A 24523-nucleotide genomic window follows, 5' to 3' on the forward strand; every position below is an offset into this window, starting at 1 on the left:
TTCTCTACCGGCTACGGACCGGTCTCTCCCGAAACGACCCCGGGTCGTGGCACTCGAGGGAGAGTATACTCGATCCACAGGTTGATTATACGGCCCTGTCGTAAACCGACCCGATGAGCGGGAGTTCGAACGACGAGGTCGATGCGACCGACCAGGAGCACCGAGAGGTCGGCCGCGGCCTTCTCGACGAGGAAATGGGGCCCAGCGGAGCGATGGCCCACCTGTATCGCGGCGAAATTCACCGGATGCGCTTCTGGCGCGAACGCCTCGATCGCACGACGAACTGGGCCGTCATCATCCTGGCGGCCATCCTCACCTGGGCGTTCTCGAGCGAAACGAACCCGCACTACGTACTGCTGGCCGGGACGGCGATCCTCTGTGTCTTTATGATTATCGAGGCGCGACGGTATCGTGGGTACGACATCTGGCGGTCGCGGATGCGGTCGTTACAGAAGAACGTATTCGCGTACGGTCTCGATCCGTCTCAGGGGCTGGAAGACCGGGACTGGCGGGTGAAACTCAGCAAGGATTATCGGGAGCCCCGGCTCAAGGTTTCGCGGATGGAGGCCATCGCTCACCGCCTTCGCCGCGTCTACCTTCCCTTGTTTTCGGTCTTGCTCGGCGCGTGGGTGCTTCGCATTTTAGCGTTCGCCAACCTGCCGTGGCCCGAAAGTGCAGCGATCGGACAGATTCCGGGGAGCGTCGTCACCGCCATCGTCGGGCTTGGCTACTTCGGACTGTTCGTCATCGCGCTCAACCGGAAGACGTGGCTCGCGGAAACGGAACTGATGACGGAAGATCTTCGAAAGAAGTAGCCTCCGATCGACGGAATCGATCGGTCGCACCGCCGACTGCGTCGCGGAACAGGGCCGATAGGCCTCGACTGCCACTATCGCAGCGGGACGCGTCTCGACCGCCGGTATCGGAGCGGTCCGTGGTGCGACCATCGACGTCACATCGAACGGTTAACTCGCGGCACAGTTGTTCGGACCCAACTCGAGGGACGCTGCCTCGTCGGTCAGCGGTTCTTTCCCCCAGTTAATCGCCTTGATCTGGTTGTAGTTCGCCGGTTCGTCGGAGAGGCCGTCGACGATAGTATCGACGAACGCATTTCGGTCGTTGACGGCGACGAGCTCGTTGTCCGCGACGAGGTCGCCGAGCGTCGTCGCGAGCGGTCGGATCTCCTCGTCGCTCATGTGACCTGGAAGGACGACCGTTTCGTCTGGAAGGTCGGTGAGCCGATCGAGGCTGTCGAAGAGTTCGGCCGCCGCCTCGCGGACGTCCGTCTCGTCGCTCCCCTCTAAGTCCGGCCGACCGACGCTCCGGATGAACAACGTGTCTCCCGAGAGCAGCGCGTCGCCCCAGGTAAGTGAGACGCTGCCGGGTGTGTGGCCGGGGGTGTGCATCACTTCGAGTTCACGGTCGCCGACGGCGATCGCGTCGCCGTCTTCGATCGCTTCGTATTCGTCGAGTTCGCCCGCATCAGTCGGGTGGAGATAGTACGGGACATCACGCTCGTCGGCGAACGGACGACCACCGCTGACGTGATCGGCGTGTGCGTGTGTATCGACTGCGGCAACAATCTCGACTCCGTGGTCGTCCGCAACGGACTGGTACTCCTCGAGGTACAGACTCGGATCGACGACCACGCCCTCGTTGTCGGCGTAAACGAGATACGAGAGACAGCCCGTCCCCGGGCGGACGATCTGCGTGACGCCGTCGACGGCCTCGAGTTCGTAGGTGACGTGAACGCGTCCCCAGCCGTTCATCCCGTCGTCCATCGATTTCGCGTCGTAGCCCCGCTCTCTGAGGAACTCCGCAGCGGATGCGGACGTGACGCCGGCGACACAGACGACGGCGATCTCCTTGTCCTCCGGAATCTCATCGAGAGAGTCCTCCAGACCGCCGAACTCGTCGTTGAGCAACTCGTCGTATATTGGAATGTTGACGCTGTTCTCGATATGCCACTCCTCGTAGTCGTCTTCGTTACGAACGTCGAGTACGAACAGGTCATCGTCCTCTCGTCGGGCCGCTACTTCATCGGGGCTTATCGTCGGGTCAGCCTGTCTAGTATTGCTCATGACACCCAATAATATACGATAGCGCAAGAAAAGTCTACCGCAAATCCGAATCTCATCGAGTGCTCGGAGCCCCGTTCGGTCCGAGAACCGATACATGTCACCCTGCGAATCCGATCGGCCCGTATGAACGCCAGGTGGAAGTACTTCTGCGGTCGTTTCGACAGGGCTTCGATCGATCTAGGCGGCGGTCTACAGCATGGCGTGTTCTCGAGGAGACGGCGCGAATCGCATACCACGGATCGCGTAGTGGGCCAGCGGATAACCGAGGTAATTCTTCGGGTGATGCAACCCGAACGATCTGTTCGCGACACCCTGCGCACTCGCCTGAAATCGGAGCGCCCGCGCCTCCGTCGTCGTCCGGTTGCCGACGACGCGAGGTACTTCGAGCACCGAGACGTCGCCCGCCGAACTGACACCGAGGACGCCGACGTTCAGCTCTCGCGCCAGTGTCCGGTCAGTCTCGGAGACCGAACGCACCGGCGCGGCGAGATATGCCGCATTCGCCTCGTGTAGTCTGTCGTAGGCCTGGACGATTCCGAGTCGCGTGTCGACGCCGCCACTCGTCTCGCCCTTCGCTTCGACCGCGATCAGCGGCGGTTCGTCGCCGAGACGCTCGACGGCGAGGAGGTCGGACTCGAGGGAGCGAACCCCGACGAGATCGGGATAGCCACCGCCGATCTCTTCTGGCGATCAGGGAAGCCGACGAGTCGAACTTGGCACAGCACTTATTCCGATTGACATGGTCGCTCCGACCATGCGTTGTCGTGACATTCCGTGGGAACGATGCCCTCGATCGACTGCACCGGCTATCGAGGTGGCGCGATGAGTTCGAAGACGCGGAGTCGCTGGGGGTGGGGATTCGAAGGCGAGATGATCGACGAGGACGAACTCCGCGAGCGAAAGGCGTATCTGGAGTCGGCGCTCGGCTTTCCGGAACGCCCCGTTCTCGAGCCCGTCCCGCTGGCCGAGGCGACGATTCCCGACCCGGCGATCGAGATACCGGATCACCTCGCGGATTGCTGTTCGTCGGATCGAGCGGTCCGGGCCAGACGGACGTACGGCATGGCCCGTCCGGAGACCATCCGGGCGTTCCACGGCGATTTCACCCCCGCCCCGGATATCGTCGCCCGTCCGACGACGGACTCCGAGGTCGAGGCGATACTCGCGTGGGCGTCCGAGCAGCACGTCGCCGTTTCGCCAGTGACCGGGGGAACCGGCGTCGCCGGAGGGACGGGACCACCGTCGGGTGACGTCCGTACTGGATACGCGGGAACGCTCGCGCTCGATCTCCGGGACCTGAATGAGGTCCTCGAGGTGGACGAGACGTCGCGGACGGCGCTGATCGAGGGCGGAACCCTGGGGCCGGATATCAACGACCAGCTCGACGAGTACGGACTGCACCTCCGCCACTACCCGCAGTCGTATCGTCTCTCGGGACTCGGCGGATGGATCGCGACGCGATCCGGCGGCCACTACGCCACCAGGTACACCCATATCGACGAGTTCGTCGAGAGCGTCCGAATGGTCTGTCCGGCGGGCACGTTCGAAACGCAGCGACTCCCTGCCCACGGTGCCGGCCCGGACGCGAACCGGCTCGTCTGTGGCTCTGAGGGGAGCCTCGGTGTCATCACGCGAGCGTGGATGCAGGTCGAACCGCGACCGGCGTACCGATCGGACGCAGCGGTGTACTTCGACGGGATTCTCGAGGCCGCGACGGCGATTCGTAGGATCGTCCAGTCGAAACTGACGCCGGCGAACTGCCGCCTCCACGACCGGGTCGAGACGAGCCTCTACGGGATGGACGACCTCGAACAGGACCTCGTCGTTCTGGGGTTCGAATCCATCGATCGGCCGACCGACGCGGCCCTCGATCGAGCCCTCGAAATCTGCGAGACGGAAGGCGGGGTCTGTCCGGACGGACCGGATCACTACGGTCCCGGCTACGGCCGCGACCGGCCGGACGACAGCGACGTCGCGCGATGGGGCACTGCGTTTCAACTCGGCGCCTCCGGGAGTACCGACGTTCCGCTTTGCGTCGTCGGCGGAACCGTCGAGACCGCGGTGACGTGGGATCGCTTCCCAAGGTTTCACGAGGCCATGCTCGCGGCCGTCACCGATGCCGTCGAGTCAGAGTGCGAAATGGGACACGTCTCGACCCGGTTTACACACGTCTATCCGGACGGCCCCGCCGTTTACTACACGTTCCGTGCGCCGGGAGACCCCGATCCCGACCGACGAATCGAACAGTGGCAGCGGATCAAACGGGCCGGACTCGACACCGTCATGGAATACGACCTGACGCCGACGCACCACCACGCCGTCGGTCGGGACCACAGGGAGTGGTACGCGGCGCAGATACCGGAGAACTACGGAACCGCTCTGCGCGCCGTAAAGGGCGTCCTCGACCCGGCGGGCGTAATGAATCCCGGCGTCCTCGTCGATCCTCCCGAACGCGGGTGAGACGGTGAGCCGACCGGTGGGCACCCGATCCGTTCATCGAGTCAGGGGTTTGTGTCTCGAGTCCGTACGAACACCGATGACAGAAGCGACACTCGTCTACGACGACGACTGTGGGTTCTGTACGTGGTGGGCGGAGTACGTCGACGAGCGAACGGACGTGCGTCTCGTCGGGTTCAGCGACCTCGACGGCACCGTTCGCGAGCGACTGCCTGCCGAGTACGAGGACTGTGCACATCTGGTGACCGGAGACGAGGTATACTCCTGTGGCGCGTCGATCGAACAGGCGCTGGTCCGCACCGACATCGTTGAGCCCGCCGGGGAAGTCGTCGACTTCCTCCGACAGTTCGACGACTACGAACGGTTCCGGAAGCGATTGTACCGCTGGGTCGCGAACAACCGCGACCAGTGGGGCAAACTTTTCTCGAGGAGGCCGCCGGCGCGCCGCGGCTCCGACGATACGTGACCGGCCCGTTCGCACGAGCCTGTTCGTCACGGATACGGGCCCATCGGGCTGTTCGCTGACGGGCCCATCGGGCTGTGAGAACGGTCCGATACTCGACCCTTGAAATAGCCGGGAGACCCCAAACACGTAGGAGTGATCGTTACGCGCCTGACGCGAGAACGAACAGTATGAGTGATACCACCCCCGAAGAACCGATAGATCTCCTGCTCGTCGAGGACAATCCCGGTGACGTTCGTCTCACCGAAGAGGCGTTCAAATCGACGGACAGCGAGATTGAATTCCACACCATTAGCGATGGAGCGGAGGCCGCGAAGTGCGTTCACCGGCTTCACTCGGAGGGATCGGAGAGCGATCTCGATCTCGTTCTCCTCGATTTGAACCTCCCGCAGACCAACGGGTTCGCGGTTCTCGATGCGCTCGACGAGGAGTTCGACTACCCGCCGCCACCCGTGCTTATTCTCTCCAGTTCGGAGACCGAAGAGGACATCATCAAGAGTTACGAAAAGAACGCGAACGCATACCTCACGAAGCCAGACGGCCCGATGGAATTCGATTCGATGGCGCAGGCGATCGAAGACTTCTGGATCGAGACGGCACGTCACCCGCCAGCACCCATGTAAGCGCCATCCGCAACCCGGAACCCGTGAGCGCAGCCGGTCGGAACCGAACTCGCTGTACGTCCGATCATGCGGGCAGCTGACGCCGCCCTGACTCCGACTTTCGGAAGTGACGGACTGTGGACTGCAGATTGAAAGCTGCGGACCGCGGACCGTGGGTATCACTCGCCCTCGAGCGAACGCGCCGCATCGTCGCGGCCGCCGCTGCGATCCGGACGGACGATTTGGGCGGCAGAGAGGGGGGACCGGGCATCGAGAGGCGACGCGTGCGAACGGCTACTCGCTATCGGACAGATACCGCAACGCACCCCCGGCGACCGTGACGACGACCCCTCCCGAGGCCAGGACGAGGAGTCCGGAACTGTACGACCCGGTGACGTCACGAAGCGTGCCGACGAGCACCGGGCCGAGGAAGCCCCCGATCTCGCCGACGGCAAAGATGAACCCGACGGCCGTCCCGGTCAGCCGCGCGCCGATTCCCTCAAGGTCTGGTGGGATGGCCCGGACGAGCGGAGAAAGCCCGCCGACGCCGAATCCGGTGACCAATACGCTACCGACGAGCAAGGGGCCGATGTCGCTGGCGAGAACACCAGAGACGCCGACAGTGGCGACGACTCCGCAGACCATCAGGGCCGTTTGACGCGCGCCGATCGGTCTGCGACTGCGGGAACGACGAGGACGCCGACGACGTTGGCTACGACGAGTAGGCTCGTCGTCCGACCGGCCTGATCCGCCGAGTATCCGCGGGCCTCGAGCAGGGTGGGGAGCCACCCCTGCATCCCGTGAGCGATCAACAGGTACATCGTCCCCACGACGACCACGAGCTGCAGCTCCCGATGGGTGAGAACCAGTTTGAGGTCCCGGCGAACGGCAGCGGGGGTAATCGACGAAGCGGCCGCCTCGGCGTCGTTGGCTGCGCGATTTCGGGCGTCGATGCGGAGCCGACGCGCGGCGACGAACCACAGGAGGCCATACCCGATGGCAACGATCCCGCTCCAGAAGAAGAGGGCGCGCCATCCTCCGAGCAGCGGACCCAGAATCGGCCGACCGACGGCGAAGGCGCTCGCCGTTCCCGCAGACGCCCCTACCAGATAGATCGAGGACGGAAGCCGGTTTCGGCGGGCGGGAACAGCACCGAGACGAGTTTCGGCAACCCGAACGTGATTGCCGTCGCGCCGACGCTGATCAGTAGCGTCGCTACTCGTAAGTAGCGACGGAAATCCGACCGCGAAGCTTCGGCCGATCTGGGCGACACCGTAAATCAGAACGCCAGCCGCGAGGCTCCGGCCGGGCCCGACTCGATCGACGACCATCCCTGAGGCCAGCGCGATCGGGATGTAGGTCAGCGAGACCGCTCCCGCGACCACCCCAGCCTGCGTGCCCGAGAGCCCGAGTTCGTCGATTATCGTGGAGAGATACGCCGGTAGCGAAAACCAGATGAACATCAAGCAGGTGTAACCGAGCGTCCCGACCACGACGGTCCCGTACGCCCGTCGCCGATCCATCCGTCCAGTCATCCGTCCGTGGATGGGCAGCGGTGGGCCGAGTATCTTCGCGTCGCGGTAGCCTCTCACGGAGAGAGCCGGGGTGGGGGAAACCTTTCTATCGTGGCGTAGTCGATCGTCCCGTGACACCGGCAGAACGGGCGTTTCTCGAACGCGGTCGTGTCGCCGCGTTAGCGACTGTCGACGGCAACGGACGACCGCACGCGGTGCCGATCTGTTACGCGCTCCTCGAGCGCGAGGACGTGATCGATTCAACGAACGCGACCGATCCGACGGACGGAACGGAACTCGTCTCAGCGATCGACGAGAAGCCGAAAACGACGAGCGCTCTACAGCGAGTGCGGAACGTGAGAGTGAACCCGCACGTGACGGTGCTGGTCGACCGATACCGCGCGGACTGGTCGCGCCTCGCGTGGGTCCAGGTCCGCGGTCGAGCACGGATCGTAGAGCCCGAGACCGCGGCGAATTCCGCCGCCGATGCTGTGATGCGAGAGCCGGCCGATTCGGCGCTGCACGACGCCGCCGTGGCCGCGCTCGAGACGAAGTACGATCAGTACGCGGCGCACGACCTCGGCGACCGGCCGATCGTCTCGATTCGTGCGGACCGGACTGTCTCGTGGGGCGCGCTCGAGTCGGACTGATGCCGAACGCGGTGACGGGCGACTCGACAGTCGGGAGTTCTCACTCCCCGACGAGTGACCGCTCCGCGTTTCCGACGATGAGCAGGGCTCCCGCCACGACGGCGACGGTCGTCACGAGCGGGTTTACGATTCCGAGAACGGCGGCGGGGATCGCGAGTGCGTTGTAGACGAACGCGAGCCCGACGTTCTGCCTGATGCGCGTTCGGGCCGCAGTCGCCAGCGCGAACGCCCGCTCGACTGCGGCGAGGTCGTCGTCGGCGATGGCGACGTCTGCCGCATCGGCGGCGAGCGCGGTACCGCTTCCCAACGAGATACCGAGATCCGCCGCAGCGAGCGCGGGCGCGTCGTTGGTCCCATCACCGACCATCGCAACCCGGTTGTCGGCCCGCATCCGCCTGACGGCCGCAGTCTTTCCCTCCGGCGAGACGCCGGCGAAGACGTGATCGACGCCCGGATGCCGATCGAAGACGTCGGCGGCCGTCCCATCGTCGCCGGTCAGCACCACGACGTCGATTCCGTCTTCGTCCAGCGCCGCAACGGTCTCGTCCCAGGCCTCGCGGGGGTCGTCGCCGACGATGACGACTCCCTCCGCCTTGCCGTCCCGGCCGACGACGACCGGCAATCGACCGGCCGCTCGAGCGGCGTCGATCCGCTCGCAGAGCGCGTCGCCGAGCGTCCAATTGCGGTCCCGGAAGAGGTCGGGGTGGCCGACGAGCACCGTCCGGCCGTCGACGGAACCCTCTACACCCGTCGCGTGAGTGTGAAAGTCTCGAACGTCCATCCCGCTGGACGCGGCCGAACCGCCGTCCGCGCGAGTCGTATCGTGCGGGCCGCCGTCACCGTCACGGTCACTCCCTCTCTTCCGATCGCGCTCCGCATCGGCCTCGAAGGCGGCTGCGATCGCAGCCGCCGCCGGATGGGCCGCACGCCGCTCGAGGGCCGCAGCGGCCTCGAGCAACTCGTCCGGCGCGTCGGCCTCATGGACGGTCATCTCGCCGCTGGTGAGCGTTCCGGTCTTGTCGAACACGACGACGTCGATGGCGCGCAGGCGCTCGAAGATCGTCTCGTCGAAGACGACGACCCCACGCTCTAAGGCTTCCTGCAGGCTCGTCGCGACGGTGTACGGCGTCGCGAAGCCGAGCGCCCACGGACTCGCAACCATGAACGTCATGAAGACGGCCATCACGACGCTCTGTACGCTCGGATCGGCCAGGATCGTGATCGCGCCGACGAGGACGGCGGCGGCGAGAACGATCGGGACGATAACCGCGGCGACTTCGTTCGCTCGGCGCGTGATACCGTGGTCCGCGCTCTGGACGTTCCAGACCACCTGCGTCAGTTGCTCGATGCTGCTGGTCGTCCGCTCTCCGACGTCGACGATCGCTGCGTCGGTCGTGACGACCGAGCCGCCGACGACCTCGTCACCCGCGCGTTTCGTAACCGGGAGCGACTCCCCCGTCACCACGGCCTCGTCGACCGCACACTCGCCTTCGGAAAGCGTCCCGTCGACGGGAATGCGCTCGCCCTCGCGGACGAGTACCTGATCGCCCGACTCGAGGTCCGAGACGGGAAGTTCGGTCGTCGACCCGTCCGAGGCGTACAGTCGGGCCGTGTCGACCTGTGAGACGGTGAGGTCGGTCAGTCGATCCGTCGCGCGTCGTTTGACCGTCGTCTCGTAGTACGTGGCGCCCATCACGATCGAGGCGACGACGACCGTCAGATCGAAGTAGAGATGTGTTCCGCCGAGACCGGTGGTGATGACGCTATAGAGGTACGCGCTGACGATGGTAAGCGCCGCGAGCAGATCCGTCGTCGGTCGCCGAAGTTCCAGGCTGACGAAGGCCCCCCGCAAGAGCGGGCCGCCGGTCAGGTAGAGGATCGCCCCTGTCAACACGACGAACAGGGGAAGGTACAACGTCCCGCTGAAGCCGGTGAACGCGTTCTCGAAGTGCGAGATCGCGCCCCAGTCGGTAAACGACGTCAAAAACATCGGATAGAGAATCGCGACAAACGGAAGCAGGAGGAACGATCCGAAGACGACTCCGACCACGTACCGCATCTCGAGCATGTCGTCGGCGCGGCGCTTTCGGAGGCCGGACATCTCGCGGGAGCGCCGCGTCCCGCCCGTCCCCTCGTCGGCGGTCGCGTCCTCCCGTAAGTAGGCCGTGTAGCCGAGCGTACTCAGCGCGTTCTGGAGCGCCCTCGCCGTGATCCGGTCGGGATCGTGATCGACGCGGATCGTCTCCGTGACGTAACTTGCTTCGGCCTCGACGACGCCGTCACGATCCTCGGCGACGGATTCGAGGAACGCCTCGCAGGTCGCCGAGTGCATGCCGTCGACCCGGACGAACGTGCGGACCGCTCCGTCGAGTTCGACCCGCCGCTCGTCGTCCGCACTCCCGGTCGAACCCGGATCGGCGGTGGAGGACACGAGTTCGGTTCCGTCGTCGCTCACGCCGTACTCTACAGCGACGTCCCGGCAGCCGGTCGAACAGAAGTCGTCCGACATCGACCCGCCGTCCTGCTGGGACAGCGTCGCCCCGCATAGCCGACAGCGGTCTGGCCGGTCGCTCCCTTTGCGTCGATCGCTCACAATCGCCACTGCGGGTTCGACGGCAATAACGGTGACCGATCCGACCGATCGCCGGCAGGAACGCGAGGGACGGCCGCCGTCACGTCGTATCTAGATCGAGTCGCGAGAACGTCCACGCATCGATCGGACTGGATTCGAGGCCGAGACCCTCCCCAAGATCGCGTGCGAGGAGGGTCCGTGACGTCGGTCGAACCAGCGCCGACAGCGGCAGTCGGGTATCCGGGTAGAACCGGAATCGAAGCGGTGACGGCATCGTCTCACCGAACGCGGTGAGATAGCGGCGGTCGGCGTAGTCGTCGACCGCCGCTACGAGGAGGCGGTTGAGCGCCGGCTGTTCGGGCTCGATCGTCCGTGGGAGCGTCTCGACGATTCGGGCGCGATCGGTGCCGGTCGAGACGACGAGCGCGGCGACCGGATCGCCGTCCCGTCGAGCAACGTAGGTCAGATACGTGCGAGCCGGATTGGCGAACCGCCAGCGGTAAAACTCTGCCGTCCTGTTCGTGTGAATCTCGTCGGGAATCGACCGCCGATAGATCGCCGCGAGCGTCTCAGCCGGTGGCGTCTCGTAGTATTCGATACCTAGCTCGTCATCGGAGTCCACGAACAACCGGTCACCGGCACGATGGGCACACGTAATCGTTCCCTCGAGCGTCTCCGTGAGCCCGTTGCTCGAGCGACCGGGTTCGGTCGGCCGCTGGTCGCTGATCGGCCCCGCTTTGATGGGGCGTCCGTCCGTGGCGGCTGCCGACGGGCCATCAACAGTCCGCTCCTCGAAGGCGTCGACGGGGTTCTGCGGCCGATAGTAGGCGGGGACGGTTCCGATTTTCTGCCAGCCGTATGCGAGGTTCCCAGGCAACGAGTTCTCGTTTGGGAAATTGAAGAAAAACGACGGTGGGCCGTCCGTGTAGCGCTCGATCGCTCGCTCGTTCATGCGACCGAACACACCGCGTTCGCGGTGGTCCGGGTGAACCATCGTATCGCAGGGCTGAAACGCGGTCCGGACGATTCCGCCGAGGGCCATCTCCTGGGCGAAGAACGACCGGAAGCCGATCGGATCGCCGTCGACGGTCGCGACGATAATCGGGACGTGATCGACGTACGGGTTCTCGCGGAACTTCCAGCGGAACCACCCGGGGCTTCTGACGTGACCGAACACCGTTTCGTACAGCGACAGGAACGCCGCTCGATCGTCGGACTCGAACGCCCGAACGGTGTACTGTGACGCCGTGCGTGGAGGTGCGTTCATGGTCAGGAACGACTCACGCCCGAGTTCGGGGCGAACTCGAGACGCCCCGCTGTGTGGTCGTGAGTAGTAGTAGTTCGTTCGAAGGCGGAATACTGGTTCGCCTTGAATACGCCCATTTCGACAGGTTGACAAACCCCTCGGCGTAGAAAACTGTCGAGCGAGCACATTTGCGTGTGGGTCTCCGCTGGTTCGCTTTTCTGACTCATCGAGAACGACACGAGACGCGGAACAGCGACCTCTCACGAAAAATCCGCTCGTGCTGACCGGCCTCCGCGTGCCGGGTTAGCGCCGTTCGACGACGGACCCGTTCTCGCCGACCGCTACGGTACGCCTGCCGGCCGAATCGGTGGAAACGGCCAACAGCGATTCCGGTGCGCGAACTTCGACCCGCTCCCAGTTGGCTGTCGAATCCCGCTCGTAGATCACCCCGTCCGCATCGCAGGCGATTGTCTCTCCTTCGCGGCGTACGATCCCGCAGACGGCCTCCTCGCCGACCCGCTCGGGAGTCCACGTCGACGTTCCGCGGCGGTGGACGACTCCGTCGTCGTCGCTCACCAGACAGTCGTCCTGCCCGAGCGTCGCGAGGCTCTCGAGCGTTCCGCCGGCGCCGACGGGGCCGATGCCGTCGAACGATCGACCGCCGTCGGTCGTCTCGAAGACGCCGTCGTTCGTGTCACAGCAATAGCCGACCGACGCGTCAGCGAGGACAATTCCGCTCAGGCTCGAGCCGTCCCCTGGCGTGACGGGATCGTCCCACGAGACGTCGCCGTCGCCATAGCGCCCGCGATAGACCTCCCCGGAACCGTTGATCAACAGGATCGTTTCGTCGCCGCTCACCCCGCCGACGGCGACCCCGGGCCAGTTGTCGGTGATCCCCGCGGGAGCGGAGAAGTCCTCGTGGCGGCCGGTATCGGTCTCGAGTCGACCAACGGCGCCGCTGTCGCCCGCGACCCAGACCGTCTCGCCATCGGACGTGGCGTCGACCCCGGAGAGGTCTTCGCCTGCAGCGGCCGGTCCGTCCGCAAGGGCGATCGACCACTCGCTTTCGGCGCCATCCTCGATGGGCGCAGCGGCGAGAACGAGTCCGTCGTCGCCGACCGCGTAAACCGAACCGGTTTCGGTGACGCTGACGTCATTGAGCGTCGTTTCCGTGGGAACGTCGACGAGGGTCCAGTCGCGAGTACGCTCGAGCTCCTCCACTCGATCGGGCGCTGTTTCGTCAGCTTCGGCTGGTGGGGTCCCGGAGTCCGTCACTGAGCGGTCCGTCGTCGATCCTCGATCGAGACGCTCCGGTCCCGGTTCCGTCACTCGAGTGTCCTCCTCGGTCGTCACGACCGCCGTCCGTTCCCCCGAAACCCGATCGGCATCTTCGGGCGTTCGTTCCGTTCGCTCCGCAGGCCCGGTCCGTTCCTTCCGTTCCTCCCGCTCCGTCTCCTCCTGCTCTGTCTCCGCCGCCGACGGTTGTCGCAGGTACAGCACGATCGGCGGCAGGACGTACGAGGCGATCGCAGGGACGACGAACCAGCGGTGGACGATCGTCAGCGTTCCAAAGGCGGTCATACCGGCCGTTGCGACCGCGTGGATCCACGTCTTCGTGTAGCTGCGAAAGAACGAAAGGAATCCGTCGACAGAGCGCGAATCGTGTGTCGCCATTGGTGGACCCTCGCGGCTTGCGTCCATCTATCGGACTCGCGAGCAAAAGCGCACTGCTGGCACCGCGACCAGCGGCGGCGACTCGCGAGGGTCATCGATTACCGCACTCGGATCACCCGCGGCGTGCCTGCGTCTCGAGGATGATCGTGAGTACACCGTTGTTGTAGGTCGCGTGCCGATCGTCACCGAATGCGAGGTCACTCGGGAGCGGCGTGAGCGTACAATCGGCGATATCGGGGCCGTCATTCACCGCGATACGGAGGCGACTCGAGCCGACTTCGACCGTTAGATCGTCGGCTGTGGCGGGGGCGACGTCGACGGTGACGCGGAGACGGTCGGCCGATTCCTCGAAGACGAGTTGCACCGGGAACGGGAACGACGCCGTTTCGAAAGGCAGAGCGGGGGTCACGGAACCGCGTTTCGACAGCTGTTGCAAACACTTCCGCGTGTACGATTGTACGTTTGATACCGTCGTCGGGGACGTTCGTTATAATTCACGTTCGGTGGCGAGTCCCGAACGTGGAACAGCGATGGACGCGTTTAGCGTTGAATATCCAGTCTGCAATCGTCACCGGTTGTGTCGTCGAGTGATGCAATTCACGCCCGTCCTCAAGGACGCGGTTCTCTCGCTGTTTAAAGATAGCCGAGGTCCGCCAACCGCTCTTGCGTCCCCTCGCGCATCGCTACCTCACCCGATTTCTCGGCTTCCGAGAGCGGTTCGAATTGTTCCTCGAGTCGCCGGCTGAATTCCCGCACGCGCTGTGGGTTATCGTCGCTGGTGTCCGTCTCCTCGAGCGGATCGGACGGAACGTGATGGAGGCGCTCGAAGCCGTCGTCGCCGCGGACGTACTTGTACTCGGCCGTTCGGATCGCCCGCAACCGCCGGTCGAACTCGCGAACGCGATTCGGAATCTCGCCGAAGCGCTCCTCGAGGCGGTCGATCGAGGGCTGGGGGGAGACGTACTCGGCGAAGACGGCGTGGCGCGGCTCCGTGTCGGAGTTGGGGTGGACGGACCGACTCGACCACTGCTCGCGGAGTTCGGGGTCGTCGATGCCGACCGTCTCTAGCATCGTAGCCGGGAGATCGAGTAGCTGAACGAGGTCGTCCCGTCGCCCGCCGCCGGTGAAGGGGCCGCCGTGACAGACGAGCGGGACGTGCAGGAGCGTGTCGTAGAGATTATACTGGTGTCCGAAAAACCCGTGTTCGCCGATGTGCTCACCGTGATCGCCACAGACGACGAATAGCGTGTCGTCCCACTCGCCCGCCGCCTCGAGTGCGGCTCTGAGCCGGCCGACGTGGTGATCGACGTAGGCGAGTTCGGCCCGGTAGAGTCCGCGGAGCATGGCAAACTCGCGATCGGAAATATCGTAGTCCTCGCAGTCGTATGCGCGGGGATCCTGGCGGATCGCTGTCGCGTCTTCGAAACTGACGTCGTCTTGGAGAAAGCGTTTCGCATACTCTTTCGGCGGATCGTATTGAACGTGAGGTTCGATTAGGTTACAAAAGAGAAAGAACGGCCGGTCGTCCTCGCGGTCGGTGAGCCAGTCGGCGATCCAGTCCGTCGACCGGGCAGCCCCGTCGTCGCCCGTCGGTTGGAGCAACTCGCTGTAGAGGATATTAGCCGCATTGACGAACGGATTGCCGTCGAAGAGTCGATTTCGAGCCGCCGCAATCTTCTCGCGAAGATCTTCACCGCGAACGACCGCCCCCATATCGGCGTCGGATTGAATGAATTGCCAGCCCTTTCGAAGGTCGTCGAACCCGCGGTCGAAGCCGAATTCCTCGGTGATCCAGGTATTGTTCGAGACACCAATCGTCCGAATCCCTGCGTCTGCGAACGCTTCGGGGAGCGTTCGAAGGTCGTCGTCGAGACAAGTGTGGCCGCCGTGCGTGCCGTGCTCGGAGGGGAACATCCCAGTGAAAAACGATGCGTGGGAGGGCAACGTCCAGGGTGCCGTCGCGAACGCGTTCGTGAACGCAGTTCCCTCATCGGCAAGTTGGGACAGGGTCGGCGTCGGATTTGCGTTCGCTCGGTCCACACTCGAGACGTCTCGGTCGACGAGAGTGGGACTCGTCTCAGTTCGACCGGCCCCCACCGCAGTCCGTTCGTCCGCGATCGACTGGATCCCGACGCTCCTGGCGCGGGCCGTATCGAGAACGACGAAAACAACGTTCCGCACAGTACTATGTGACTCGCCGTCACGTCCGTTGGATTCCGACATATACCTTTCCTCAACGTCACATGGGGAAGGTCACAGCCCCGGAGTATGCAGGGTGACAAACAGGGATATCGGCGATTCGCCGAAAACGCGCCACCAATTCGACCGGAGCGAGCTACGATCGCGGGGGAGTCGCCCCCGCAAGTCCCTCTCGAACGCACTCCCGAAGACGGTCGGTCGCGAGCGATCCAGTGACGTGCCCCTTCTCGATCACGGCAAGCGGGAGTCCATCGTAACAGTGCCGTTGCGTTTCGAATTTGATGATTCGGTCGTACCGTGCGAGCAGTGGCGTGCAGTCCGCGGCCCTATTCTCGAGGAACATGCGATCGAAATCCAGCACCGCCCGAAGTCGATCGGGATTTTCCCGTGCCCTCGGCCCGGTCATCTTCCGATACACCGAGGAAACGAACATCTCACCGAGTGACGCATCGGCGAAAAGAGGGACGTATCCGTCTGCCGTCCCGAAGGACGCACGATGGAGGTTCGTTATCCAGCCGCCGAGACTGAGACCGGAATCGACCACCGCAGGGTGTCCGCGATCACGTAGTCTCCTGGCCAGCACATCGACGAGGACCGTCGAGGTCGCGCACATCCCGACGAAATTCGCGAGGTCTCCCATCGAACGAGCGTAGTCCAGGCTAGATCGGTCGTGAAACGGTGCACGGATGGCGATCACGTTCGCGGGAACGTCCCAGGCCGCCGCCGCGAACAACCGCTTAAACGAGTTCGAGTTGAACTGACCGAAATCGAACGGATCCTCGCCGCTCCCGTGGTGGTAGATCAGCGTCGGGTCATCGTCGCCGTGCCACTGCCAAGCGAGATACGCACTTCGAAACCGACCTACGGGCGTCTCGGCGACGACGGCCCGCTTCCCGGAAATTTTCACCGAATCGAGCGTGACCGACGTGTCCGAAACTGCATCACCGGTATGCGGGCTCGTGAGGCTCCGTGAGAAGAACGTGTTTCCTCGAAGCGCCAGTGCGCTGACGGTGACGGTGGCGCTGTCGACGAGCTCGTGACGGTTCATCTAGCATATCGGTGGTGGACGCACGTATCGTCTCCGAAGACGTCACCTCACCGTAAGCCGGTCGGCGACCGTCGCCCTCGGTTTCGGACCTGCTCGCTCCTGTAGACGACGGGAACTGCGACGAAGGTCGCGGCGACGGCACCGAGCGCGATGCTCTGAGCCGCCAGTGAAACGGGGCCGAAGAACGTCGTCACGGCGACGAGGACGACGATCGAGAGGACCACGCCGATCGCTCTGGCGGTGAGCGGACGGCTGGTTCGGATCGGGCCGTGACCCGCCTCCCGCGCTCGAGCGAGGACTGCGAACTGCCAGCCAGCGAACGCCCCGAGCGATGCGCCGAACAAGAGGACGGCGTCCGGAGTCATCTCGGAGACGACGAGGGCGACGGTAGCAGTCCCGACCGCGATAGCGAAAGCGAGCGTGCCGCGGTGGGTCGGATACCGGTCTAGCAGCGGACGGATCAGGAGCAGAAACGCGAGCCCGGCGCCCGCTCCGGCGACGACATCGACGAAATAGTGAACGCCGAGACCGATGCGAGAGAAGCAGACGGCGATCACGACCGAGGTCGCGACGAGATACCGGCGACGACGCGTGCCGACGGACCAGTATTCGGCCAGGGTCAGGTACACGACCGTCGACATGAGCGCGTGGCCGCTCGGAAATCCGTAGCCGGTCGCCGTGGTGGTCGCCTCGTATAGCGGCCGCACCAGCTCCGGCAGGGTTCCGACCTCCACGAGCACGCGTTCCGGCCTCGGGAGCGCGAAGGCCGCTTTCAGCGCCGTGATGAGCGATAACCCGGAGAGCATGATCCCGACGATAGCGGCGGCTTCGTCGCGGTCCGTTCTGTCGGTCCAGTAGACGGTCCCGACGAGCAATCCGAGAAACCAGACATCGCCGAGCTGGGTGACGAGCCCGAGCAGGACGACGCTCCAGTCCGGCGCAATCTCTCGAAACGCGTCGAACCAGTCTAACCCGCGAGTCATAGTCCACGTTACGTGCGACTGGATACATAAACGGTTCCGGTGAGAGAGAGCACCATACACGTTCCGGAGGACGAGTCGAACCCATCGTTCCGGCGGTCGAACGGACGCATCGTTTCGGCTCGAGGGAGAGTCATCCAGAGACGGGAAAACCCTCATTTTCACGCCACCTGTAGGGTATCGAGACGGGCGTCACCGGCATCTCGAGGGGAGTCCAATGAGCGAGACACCAGTGCCCGAACGCGAGATCGACCCGGAGTACGACCATAGACGCGAGGAGGGCGTCGAAGAGTCCGTCCTCGAGTCCTTGCTCGACGAGTACATGATCGGGCGGGACGAACACGAGAACGCGCCCGCCTTCGTTATCCGGCCGGACGACGTTCAGGAGGTGATCCGGCTGCTGCGTGACGAGGCGGGATTCGATCACCTCTCGTGTCTCACGGCCCAACAGTACCAAGACCGCTACGAGTCGATCGTTCACGTGACGAAGTACGACCAGCGCACGCACGAGGTCACGCTGGTCGTCCCACTCCCGACCGACGATCCGACCTGCGAGTCCGCAGAACCCGTGTTCCGAACGGCCGACTGGCACGAGCGCGAGGCCTTCGACCTCGTCGGCATCGACTACGACGGCCACCCAGACCTCCGGCGGATTCTCCTCCCGGAATCCTGGCAGGGCCATCCACTCGCGCTCGAGTACGATCAGAACAAACCGCAGATCGTCCGGTACGCCGAACACGTGAATCCGCTCCAGGCGGCCCATCGCGACCGCGAATCGGAGACGATGCTGCTCAACATCGGACCCCACCACCCGGCGACTCACGGCGTGCTCCACCTCGAGACGGTGCTCGACGGCGAGACGGTTGCGGACGTGCGACCCGATATCGGCTATCTCCACCGCTGCGAGGAGCAGATGTGCCAGAACGGAACCTATCGCCACCAGATCATTCCCTACTCGAATCGGTGGGACTATACGGCCAATCTCCCCAACGAGTGGGCGGTGGCCCGCGCGATCGAGGACATCGCCGACATCGAGGTGCCCGCCTACGCGCAAGTCCTGCGGACGATGGCCACCGAATTCGGACGGCTGCTCGGGCACTTCCTCGCGTTGGCTACGTTCGCACTGGACGTCTACGGCGACTTCACCGCCATTTTCCAGTACGCCATGCGCGACCGCGAGGTCGTCCAGGACATCCTCGAGGACCTGACTGGACAGCGGATGATGTTCTATTTCTTCCGACTTGGCGGCGTCTGCTGGGACCTGCCAGAGCCCCGTGAGGAGTTCGTCGAGCATTGCCGAGATTTCCTCGACGAGTTGCCTGCGAAGGTCGACGAGTATCACGACCTCCTCACCGGCAACGAAATCTTCCAGGTGCGAACGGTCGATACTGGCATCTTAGAGCCCGAGGTTGCGAAACAGTACGGCTGTACCGGCCCGGTCGCCCGGGGCTCGGGCATCGAGTACGACCTCCGTCGGGACGATCCCTACGGCTATTACGAGAACCTCGAGTGGGACGTCGTCACGGAAGTCGGCTGTGACAACTACAGCCGCGTTCTCGTCCGGATGCGCGAAGTCGAGGAATCGGCGAAGATCATCGAACAGTGTCTCGACCTCATCGAAGACTGGCCCGAAGACGAACGGACGGTCCAGAGCAACGTGCCGCGGACGCTGAAGCCGGACGCGGATACGGAGACCTACCGCGCCGTCGAGAGCGCGAAGGGCGAACTCGGGATCTACATCCGCTCGGACGGCTCGAACTCGCCCGCCCGGTTCAAGATCCGCAGTCCGTGTTTCCACAACCTCTCTGCGCTGCCGGAAATGGCAGAAGACGAGTACGTCCCGGATTTGATCGCGTCACTGGGAAGCCTCGACATCGTTCTCGGGAGCGTCGATCGGTAAACGGGACGTCGTGCTGAGACGGGAGCGATTCGTCCGTTCGCCGCGCCAGCACAGAACATATTTGACGGTGAGCGCGCAATCCACCGGCATATGTCCGACGGAGAGTTCGAAGGATATGGTGGGAGACACGTTCCAGAGCCGCTTCGGGAGCCGCTCGAAGAACTGGCGACAGCCTACGACGAAGTCGCCGAGACAGATGCGTTTCAGTCCGAACTGCGCGGCCTCCTCGAGGAATTCGCGGGCCGACCGAGCCCGCTGTACTACGCGCGCAACCTGAGCGAACGCTACGGCGCGGAGATTTACCTCAAACGCGAGGATCTGCTCCACGGCGGCGCACACAAGATCAACAACTGTCTCGGGCAGGCGCTGCTCGCCAAACGGGCCGGCCGGGACCGACTGATCGCGGAAACCGGCGCGGGACAGCACGGCACCGCGACGGCGATGGTCGGCGCCCTGCTCGACCTCGACACGGAGATTTACATGGGGAAGAAGGATATCGAGCGCCAGGAGATGAACGTCTTCCGGATGCGACTGATGGGCGCCGAGGTCACCGAGGTAACCCGCGGCAACGAGGGGTTGGCCGACGCCGTCGACGCGGCGCTCGAGGACTTCGCCCAGAACGTCGACAATACGCACTATCTGGTCGGCAGCGTGGTCGGGCCGGACCCGTTCCCGCGGATGGTTCGAGACTTCCAGAGCGTCATCGGTCGGGAAGCGCGCGAACAGATCCAGGAACGGACGGACGAGCTGCCCGACGCCGCGGTCGCCTGCGTCGGCGGCGGTTCGAACGCGATCGGTCTCTTCCACGCCTTCCGGGACGACGACGTCGAATTCTACGGCGCAGAGGGCGGTGGCGAAGGAGCCGACTCGAGTCGACACGCCGCACCCCTCGCGAAAGGACGGGACGACGTCATCCACGGGATGAAAACGCGGGTCATCGAGGACGACATCGAGGTCCACTCCGTCTCTGCGGGGCTCGATTACCCCGGTGTCGGCCCCGAACACGCGATGTACCGTGCTGTCGGCCGCTGTGAGTACCAGGGCGTCACCGACGACGAGGCGCTCGCCGCCTTCCGCGAACTCAGCGAGACCGAAGGGATCATTCCCGCACTCGAGTCCAGTCACGCGATCGCTCGCGCGATCGAACTGGCCGAGGCGGGCGACCACGACACGATCCTCGTGAACCTCTCAGGGCGCGGTGACAAAGACATGGCGACAGCAGCCGCGAAGTTCGACCTCTGACCGTCGTCCAAGTCAACAGCCTTCGACGGGTCGTGACGAGTCGTGACGGATTATGACAGGTTGTGGCAGGTCCGGACGGGTTGCTGTATGCCGATTCCTGAGCCAGTGGTTCGTACGGTGCCGTTCGGTGGCCCGGGCTCTGAGGTGTCTGGTCGTCAGAGAACTGCTCGAAGGCGAGTCGTCAGCGCGGTCGCGTCGTCCGGATCTGCTCTTCGTGGACATCGGGTTCGGGACGGATTCGACGACGTCAGCGCCGCGTTCGCGGACCCACGTCTCGACGAATTTCGAGGGTGTGACGATCAGGTCCGGCCGACCTGTGGCGAGCCGCATACATCGCGTGTCGTCGACACCACCGTCGCCGTACCACTTGACGACCAGCAGAGTGCGTGCGAGCGTCGACCCCCATCGGGCCACGATAACCTGACCCGGCGGTTACGCGGCGGCGTGAAGGCGGTTGCGCGGCGGCCTGAATCACGTCCGGGTCCGCGGCTGCGAGGACGAACGGAAGGCACGGATAGAACGAGGCCCGTGTCTCGAGGCCAATTCAGAATCGCTGGTTCGTCTCGGTGTCGCGGTGGTGAACCGTTTCGACCGAGACGAACGCGATCTGCGTCTGATCGCCAGATGCGGCCGAATGGATAAAAACGTTACCTGTTCCGGTTGGCCGTAAGCTCGGTCGTCCCCGCTCGATGGGACGGGTCAATCTACCCTCTACTCCTCAGCCTCCTCTTCCGCTTCCTCAGCCTCCTCTTCCACTTCCTCAGCCTCCTCTTCCGCTTCCTCCTCCCGTTCCTCAGCCTCGGCCTCCGCTTCTTCCTCTCGTTCCTCAGCCTCGGCCTCCGCTTCTTCCTCTCGTTCCTCGGCCGGGTCGCCGACGTTCTCGTTACTCTCGATGGTAGCGCCGCGCTCGTCGAGGTTCTCGTCGCCATCGCTTTCGGCTCCGTCATCGTCTGAACCGCTCGTCGTTCCGTCATCAGTCTGGGAACCGAGCGGCTCCGATTCGACGTCGCTCTCGGGCACCCCGATCGAGTCGTCACGGAACGGTTCCGGACCGACTGCCACGATGGTCGCTCCAAACGCCACGAGGATGATCGCGGTCGTCATGAAGACGATTCCGAGCGGAGACGCGTCGGTCTCTCCTGCCATCGGGCGTTTCGACCACCCTCGGCGGCTTCGTTAATCGTACCCATCAGCCGACTCTCGTGGGACGATTGAAGCCGATCCTCTCACCGACAGCTCCAGGGAGATTGACCGTCTCCGCGGGCGGTATAACCGTATCCTTATGGAAAGTTGAGGACTTCCGGAGAGTTGAGGAAAAAGACTCTCTCCACAGGGCGGGGAGGACATCAAGCGATGCCTCGCTGCCGAGTGACCGCCAACCGAAACGACTACACCCTCGAGTCCGTAGGGCTGGCGCATGAGCAGCTACGATATCGAGCGGTATCTCAACGTCCGGAGCGCCTATGGCGCGTCGTTCGGACCCAAGGGGAAACGGCTCTCGTTTCTGATGGATACCACAGGAACCTCGCAGGTCTGGACGCTCGAGTCCGCACGCGCCTGGCCGGAACAGCGAACGTTCTTCGAAGAGCGGGTGACGTTCGCCTCGTGGTCGCCCGAACGCACAGAGCTGATCTTCGGTATGGACGAAGGCGGTAACGAGCGCGCCCAGTTGTTCCGGTTAGACGCTACGACCGGCGAAATAACGAACCTCACCGCGACGCCCGACGCCAAACACCGCTGGGGCGGCTGGAGCGACGACGGTGACCGATTCGCTTTCACCTCGAACCGCCGCGACGAGTCCGTATTCGACGTGTACGTCCAGGGTCGCGACGAGACCGGCGAGGACGCACAGCTCGTCTACGAGGGCGACGGCTGGCTCTCGCTGTCCGGCTTTAGTCCCGACGACTCCCGGCTGCTCGTCTCGCAGGCGTACTCCAACTTCGACCAGGACCTCTACGTACTCGATCTCGAGGCCGACGTGACAGACAGAGAACACGTAACGCCACACCAGGGCGACGTCCGCTATCAGAGCGCGAGCTGGGCACCAGACAGCGAGGGAATCTACCTCGTTACCGACAAGGGCGAACACGGAGACGAGACGGAAGACGACGTCCGGACCGAGGCAGACACTCTCTATCTGGCCTATCTCGACCTCGAGAGCGGCGACATTCAGACCGTCATGGACGGAGACGGTTGGAACGTCGACGGCATCGCCCTGGACGATAACACGGGCCGGTTCGTCTGCTCGCGAAACGTCGACGGGTACACCGAGCTGACCGTCGGGCAGTTCGACGCCGACGATCCCACCGAGTACGAGACGTTTCCCGAACCCGCCCTGCCGGGCGGTATCTCCGGCGGCGTGAGCTTCGATCCGGACGCGGAGCGGTTCGCCCTCTCGACGACCGGCGACACAGTCAACACGAACGTTTTCGTCGTCGACATCGAAACCGGCGAAGCCGACCAGTGGACGAGCGCGCCGACCGCGGGAATCCCTCGCGAATCGTTCGACGAGTCCGACCTCGTCCACGTCGAGAGTTTCGACGAGCTGGAGGTGCCTGGCTTTCTGTCCCTTCCCGACGGTCGCGAAGACGGGAACACACCCGTCATCGTCGACATCCACGGCGGTCCCGAGAGCCAGCGCCGCCCCTCGTTCTCGAGCGTCAAACAGTACTTCCTCGACCGGGGCTACGCGTACTTCGAGCCGAACGTGCGAGGGTCGTCAGGCTACGGCGCCGAGTACGCGGCCCTCGACGACGTCGAAAAACGGATGCATTCGGTCGCCGACATCGAGGCCTGTACCGAGTGGCTCGCAGATCACCCCGCGATCGATCCCGACCGGATCGCCGCCAAAGGGGGCTCCTACGGCGGGTTCATGGTGCTCGCCGCATTGACCGAATACCCAGACCGGTGGGCCGCCGGGATCGACATCGTCGGCATTGCAAACTTCGTCACGTTCCTCGAGAACACCGGCGACTGGCGGCGCGAACTCCGCGAAGCCGAATACGGCTCCCTCGCCGATGACCGCGAGTTCCTGGCGGACATTTCTCCGATCAACAACGTCAAGAACATCGAGGCACCGCTTTTCGTCCTCCACGGTGAGAACGATCCCCGCGTCCCGGTCGGCGAGGCCGAACAGATCGCCGATCGAGCCGCCGAGCACGGGGTTCCCGTCCGGAAACTCATCTTCGACGACGAGGGACACGGCTTCTCGAAGCTCGAGAACCGCATCGAAGCCTATTCCGCGATCGCAGATTTCCTGGACGAGCACGTCTGATACGGTCTGCTGTACCGATGTACCGGTGCGCCCGCAGGACGGTCGCGGTTGCACCGGCAATGACGTACTGGAGTCCGTATGAGAGGCAGTACCAGATCTCGATAGCACGCATCGCAGCGTCCGACAGTCATCGCAGACTCGCTCGTGACCACAGTCGCGCAACCAATTTCGGACGATGTATTCTGGCGAATAAGTTAGAAATATACACGATGCGGCCGCGGATCTCCTGCCGGGGTCGCCATTCAGACGATTGGTCTACCCCAAACGAGACGGTGAATCGGTCCTCGTCGTCGACGACCTCGCCTTCACCGTCGAGGACGGCGAAGTGTTCGGCTTCCTGGGCCCAACGGTGCGGGGAAGTCGACGACGATCAATATGATACTCGATTTCGTTCGGCCGACGTCGGGCCGTGCGACAGTGCTCGGCCTCGACGCCCGGACAGACACCGACGAGATCCGCCATCGGATCAGTGTGCTTCCCGAAGGGGTGAGCGTCTACTTCTGATGGGTTGCTAAAATCGCACCGCGATTTTCCAACGCCTGCGGAGATGCACTCCCGACGGGAACTACGTCGGTTCATGTAACGCGCGTTTGTCGTGGGAACCTCGATAGGCTGTCAGAC

19 protein-coding genes and 2 pseudogenes are annotated in these 24523 nt (G+C 64.1%); 9 read left to right on the forward strand and 12 right to left on the reverse strand.

The annotated features are described in order from the left end of the window. Nucleotides 1-113: 113 nt before the first annotated feature. A complete protein-coding gene (locus NJU76_RS05205; protein ID WP_254531736.1) occupies nt 114-815 on the forward strand; it encodes a DUF2270 domain-containing protein in 702 nt (233 codons plus the stop codon). A 150-nt stretch (nt 816-965) separates the two neighbouring features. Here the strand turns inward: NJU76_RS05205 and NJU76_RS05210 are convergent, their stop codons facing one another. Together NJU76_RS05210 and NJU76_RS05215 are read right to left on the reverse strand one after the other, a co-directional pair. Continuing rightward, nucleotides 966-2081, reverse strand: a complete 1116-nt coding sequence (locus NJU76_RS05210; protein WP_254531737.1) for an MBL fold metallo-hydrolase — start codon at nt 2079-2081, stop codon at nt 966-968. A gap of 240 nt (nt 2082-2321) precedes the next feature. Next, a pseudogene (locus NJU76_RS05215) lies at nt 2322-2759 on the reverse strand (hypothetical protein); the annotation flags it as partial. A gap of 144 nt (nt 2760-2903) precedes the next feature. Between NJU76_RS05215 and NJU76_RS05220 the strand changes: the two are divergent. The 3 genes from NJU76_RS05220 to NJU76_RS05230 all read left to right on the forward strand — a co-directional run bounded on the left by NJU76_RS05220 (nt 2904) and on the right by NJU76_RS05230 (nt 5624). After that, nucleotides 2904-4541, forward strand: a complete 1638-nt coding sequence (locus tag NJU76_RS05220; RefSeq protein WP_254531738.1) for an FAD-binding oxidoreductase — start codon at nt 2904-2906, stop codon at nt 4539-4541. 76 nt (nt 4542-4617) lie between these two features. Then, nucleotides 4618-5004 (forward strand): DCC1-like thiol-disulfide oxidoreductase family protein, encoded by a 387-nt coding sequence (locus NJU76_RS05225; RefSeq protein ID WP_254531739.1) that lies wholly within the window; start codon nt 4618-4620, stop codon nt 5002-5004. Nucleotides 5005-5171: 167 nt separating this feature from the next. Beyond that, nucleotides 5172-5624 carry a response regulator gene (locus tag NJU76_RS05230; RefSeq protein ID WP_254531740.1) on the forward strand — a complete coding sequence of 151 codons (453 nt, stop codon included), beginning with the start codon at nt 5172-5174 and terminating at the stop codon, nt 5622-5624. 273 nt (nt 5625-5897) lie between these two features. Here the strand turns inward: NJU76_RS05230 and NJU76_RS26705 are convergent, their stop codons facing one another. Further along, complete coding sequence (locus NJU76_RS26705; RefSeq protein WP_340681227.1) at nt 5898-6248, reverse strand: MFS transporter; 351 nt, start codon at nt 6246-6248, stop codon at nt 5898-5900. Beyond that, nucleotides 6248-7195 (reverse strand): MFS transporter, encoded by a 948-nt coding sequence (locus NJU76_RS05235; RefSeq protein ID WP_340681228.1) that lies wholly within the window; start codon nt 7193-7195, stop codon nt 6248-6250. Before NJU76_RS05235 ends, NJU76_RS26705 begins: the two co-directional genes overlap by 1 nt. A 53-nt stretch (nt 7196-7248) precedes the next feature. Here NJU76_RS05235 and NJU76_RS05240 point away from each other — a divergent pair, with 53 nt between their 5' ends. Then, on the forward strand, nt 7249-7767 hold the full coding sequence (locus tag NJU76_RS05240; protein ID WP_254531741.1) for a TIGR03668 family PPOX class F420-dependent oxidoreductase: 519 nt from the start codon (nt 7249-7251) through the stop codon (nt 7765-7767). A 40-nt stretch (nt 7768-7807) separates the two neighbouring features. Here NJU76_RS05240 and NJU76_RS05245 read toward each other — a convergent pair whose 3' ends face one another. From NJU76_RS05245 to NJU76_RS05275, 7 genes are all read right to left on the reverse strand, one after another. Further along, a complete protein-coding gene (locus NJU76_RS05245) occupies nt 7808-10360 on the reverse strand; it encodes a heavy metal translocating P-type ATPase (protein ID WP_254531742.1) in 2553 nt (850 codons plus the stop codon). Nucleotides 10361-10439: 79 nt separating this feature from the next. Continuing rightward, on the reverse strand, nt 10440-11606 hold the full coding sequence (locus tag NJU76_RS05250) for a GNAT family N-acetyltransferase (protein WP_254531743.1): 1167 nt from the start codon (nt 11604-11606) through the stop codon (nt 10440-10442). A gap of 282 nt (nt 11607-11888) precedes the next feature. Next, nucleotides 11889-13259 carry a WD40/YVTN/BNR-like repeat-containing protein gene (locus NJU76_RS05255; RefSeq protein ID WP_254531744.1) on the reverse strand — a complete coding sequence of 457 codons (1371 nt, stop codon included), beginning with the start codon at nt 13257-13259 and terminating at the stop codon, nt 11889-11891. Between the two features lie 112 nt (nt 13260-13371). Further along, on the reverse strand, nt 13372-13668 hold the full coding sequence (locus tag NJU76_RS05260) for an Hsp20/alpha crystallin family protein (RefSeq protein WP_254531745.1): 297 nt from the start codon (nt 13666-13668) through the stop codon (nt 13372-13374). Between the two features lie 224 nt (nt 13669-13892). Continuing rightward, entirely contained in the window at nt 13893-15482 is a 1590-nt protein-coding gene (locus NJU76_RS05265; RefSeq protein ID WP_254531746.1) for a sulfatase, read from the reverse strand. Nucleotides 15483-15594: 112 nt separating this feature from the next. Beyond that, nucleotides 15595-16506 carry a hypothetical protein gene (locus NJU76_RS05270; protein ID WP_254531747.1) on the reverse strand — a complete coding sequence of 304 codons (912 nt, stop codon included), beginning with the start codon at nt 16504-16506 and terminating at the stop codon, nt 15595-15597. A 47-nt stretch (nt 16507-16553) separates the two neighbouring features. Further along, nucleotides 16554-17489 carry a phosphatase PAP2 family protein gene (locus NJU76_RS05275; protein ID WP_254531748.1) on the reverse strand — a complete coding sequence of 312 codons (936 nt, stop codon included), beginning with the start codon at nt 17487-17489 and terminating at the stop codon, nt 16554-16556. Nucleotides 17490-17703: 214 nt separating this feature from the next. Between NJU76_RS05275 and NJU76_RS05280 the strand changes: the two genes are divergently transcribed. Beyond that, complete coding sequence (locus tag NJU76_RS05280) at nt 17704-19386, forward strand: NADH-quinone oxidoreductase subunit D (RefSeq protein ID WP_254531749.1); 1683 nt, start codon at nt 17704-17706, stop codon at nt 19384-19386. A 90-nt stretch (nt 19387-19476) separates the two neighbouring features. Continuing rightward, nucleotides 19477-20628, forward strand: coding sequence for a tryptophan synthase subunit beta (gene trpB, locus NJU76_RS05285; RefSeq protein ID WP_254531750.1), 1152 nt, complete (start codon nt 19477-19479; stop codon nt 20626-20628). 711 nt (nt 20629-21339) lie between these two features. Here the strand turns inward: trpB and NJU76_RS05290 are convergent. Further along, nucleotides 21340-21774, reverse strand: coding sequence for a hypothetical protein (locus NJU76_RS05290; protein WP_254531751.1), 435 nt, complete (start codon nt 21772-21774; stop codon nt 21340-21342). Between the two features lie 271 nt (nt 21775-22045). Between NJU76_RS05290 and NJU76_RS05295 the strand changes: the two genes are divergently transcribed. Together NJU76_RS05295 and NJU76_RS05300 are read left to right on the forward strand one after the other, a co-directional pair. Next, complete coding sequence (locus tag NJU76_RS05295) at nt 22046-23902, forward strand: S9 family peptidase (protein WP_254531752.1); 1857 nt, start codon at nt 22046-22048, stop codon at nt 23900-23902. A 250-nt stretch (nt 23903-24152) separates the two neighbouring features. Further along, a pseudogene (locus NJU76_RS05300) lies at nt 24153-24400 on the forward strand (ATP-binding cassette domain-containing protein); the annotation flags it as partial. Between the last annotated feature and the right edge of the window lie 123 nt (nt 24401-24523).

The sequence above is a fragment of the Natrinema gelatinilyticum genome (assembly GCF_024266705.1).
In the GTDB taxonomy this organism is placed as follows: domain Archaea; phylum Halobacteriota; class Halobacteria; order Halobacteriales; family Natrialbaceae; genus Natrinema; species Natrinema gelatinilyticum.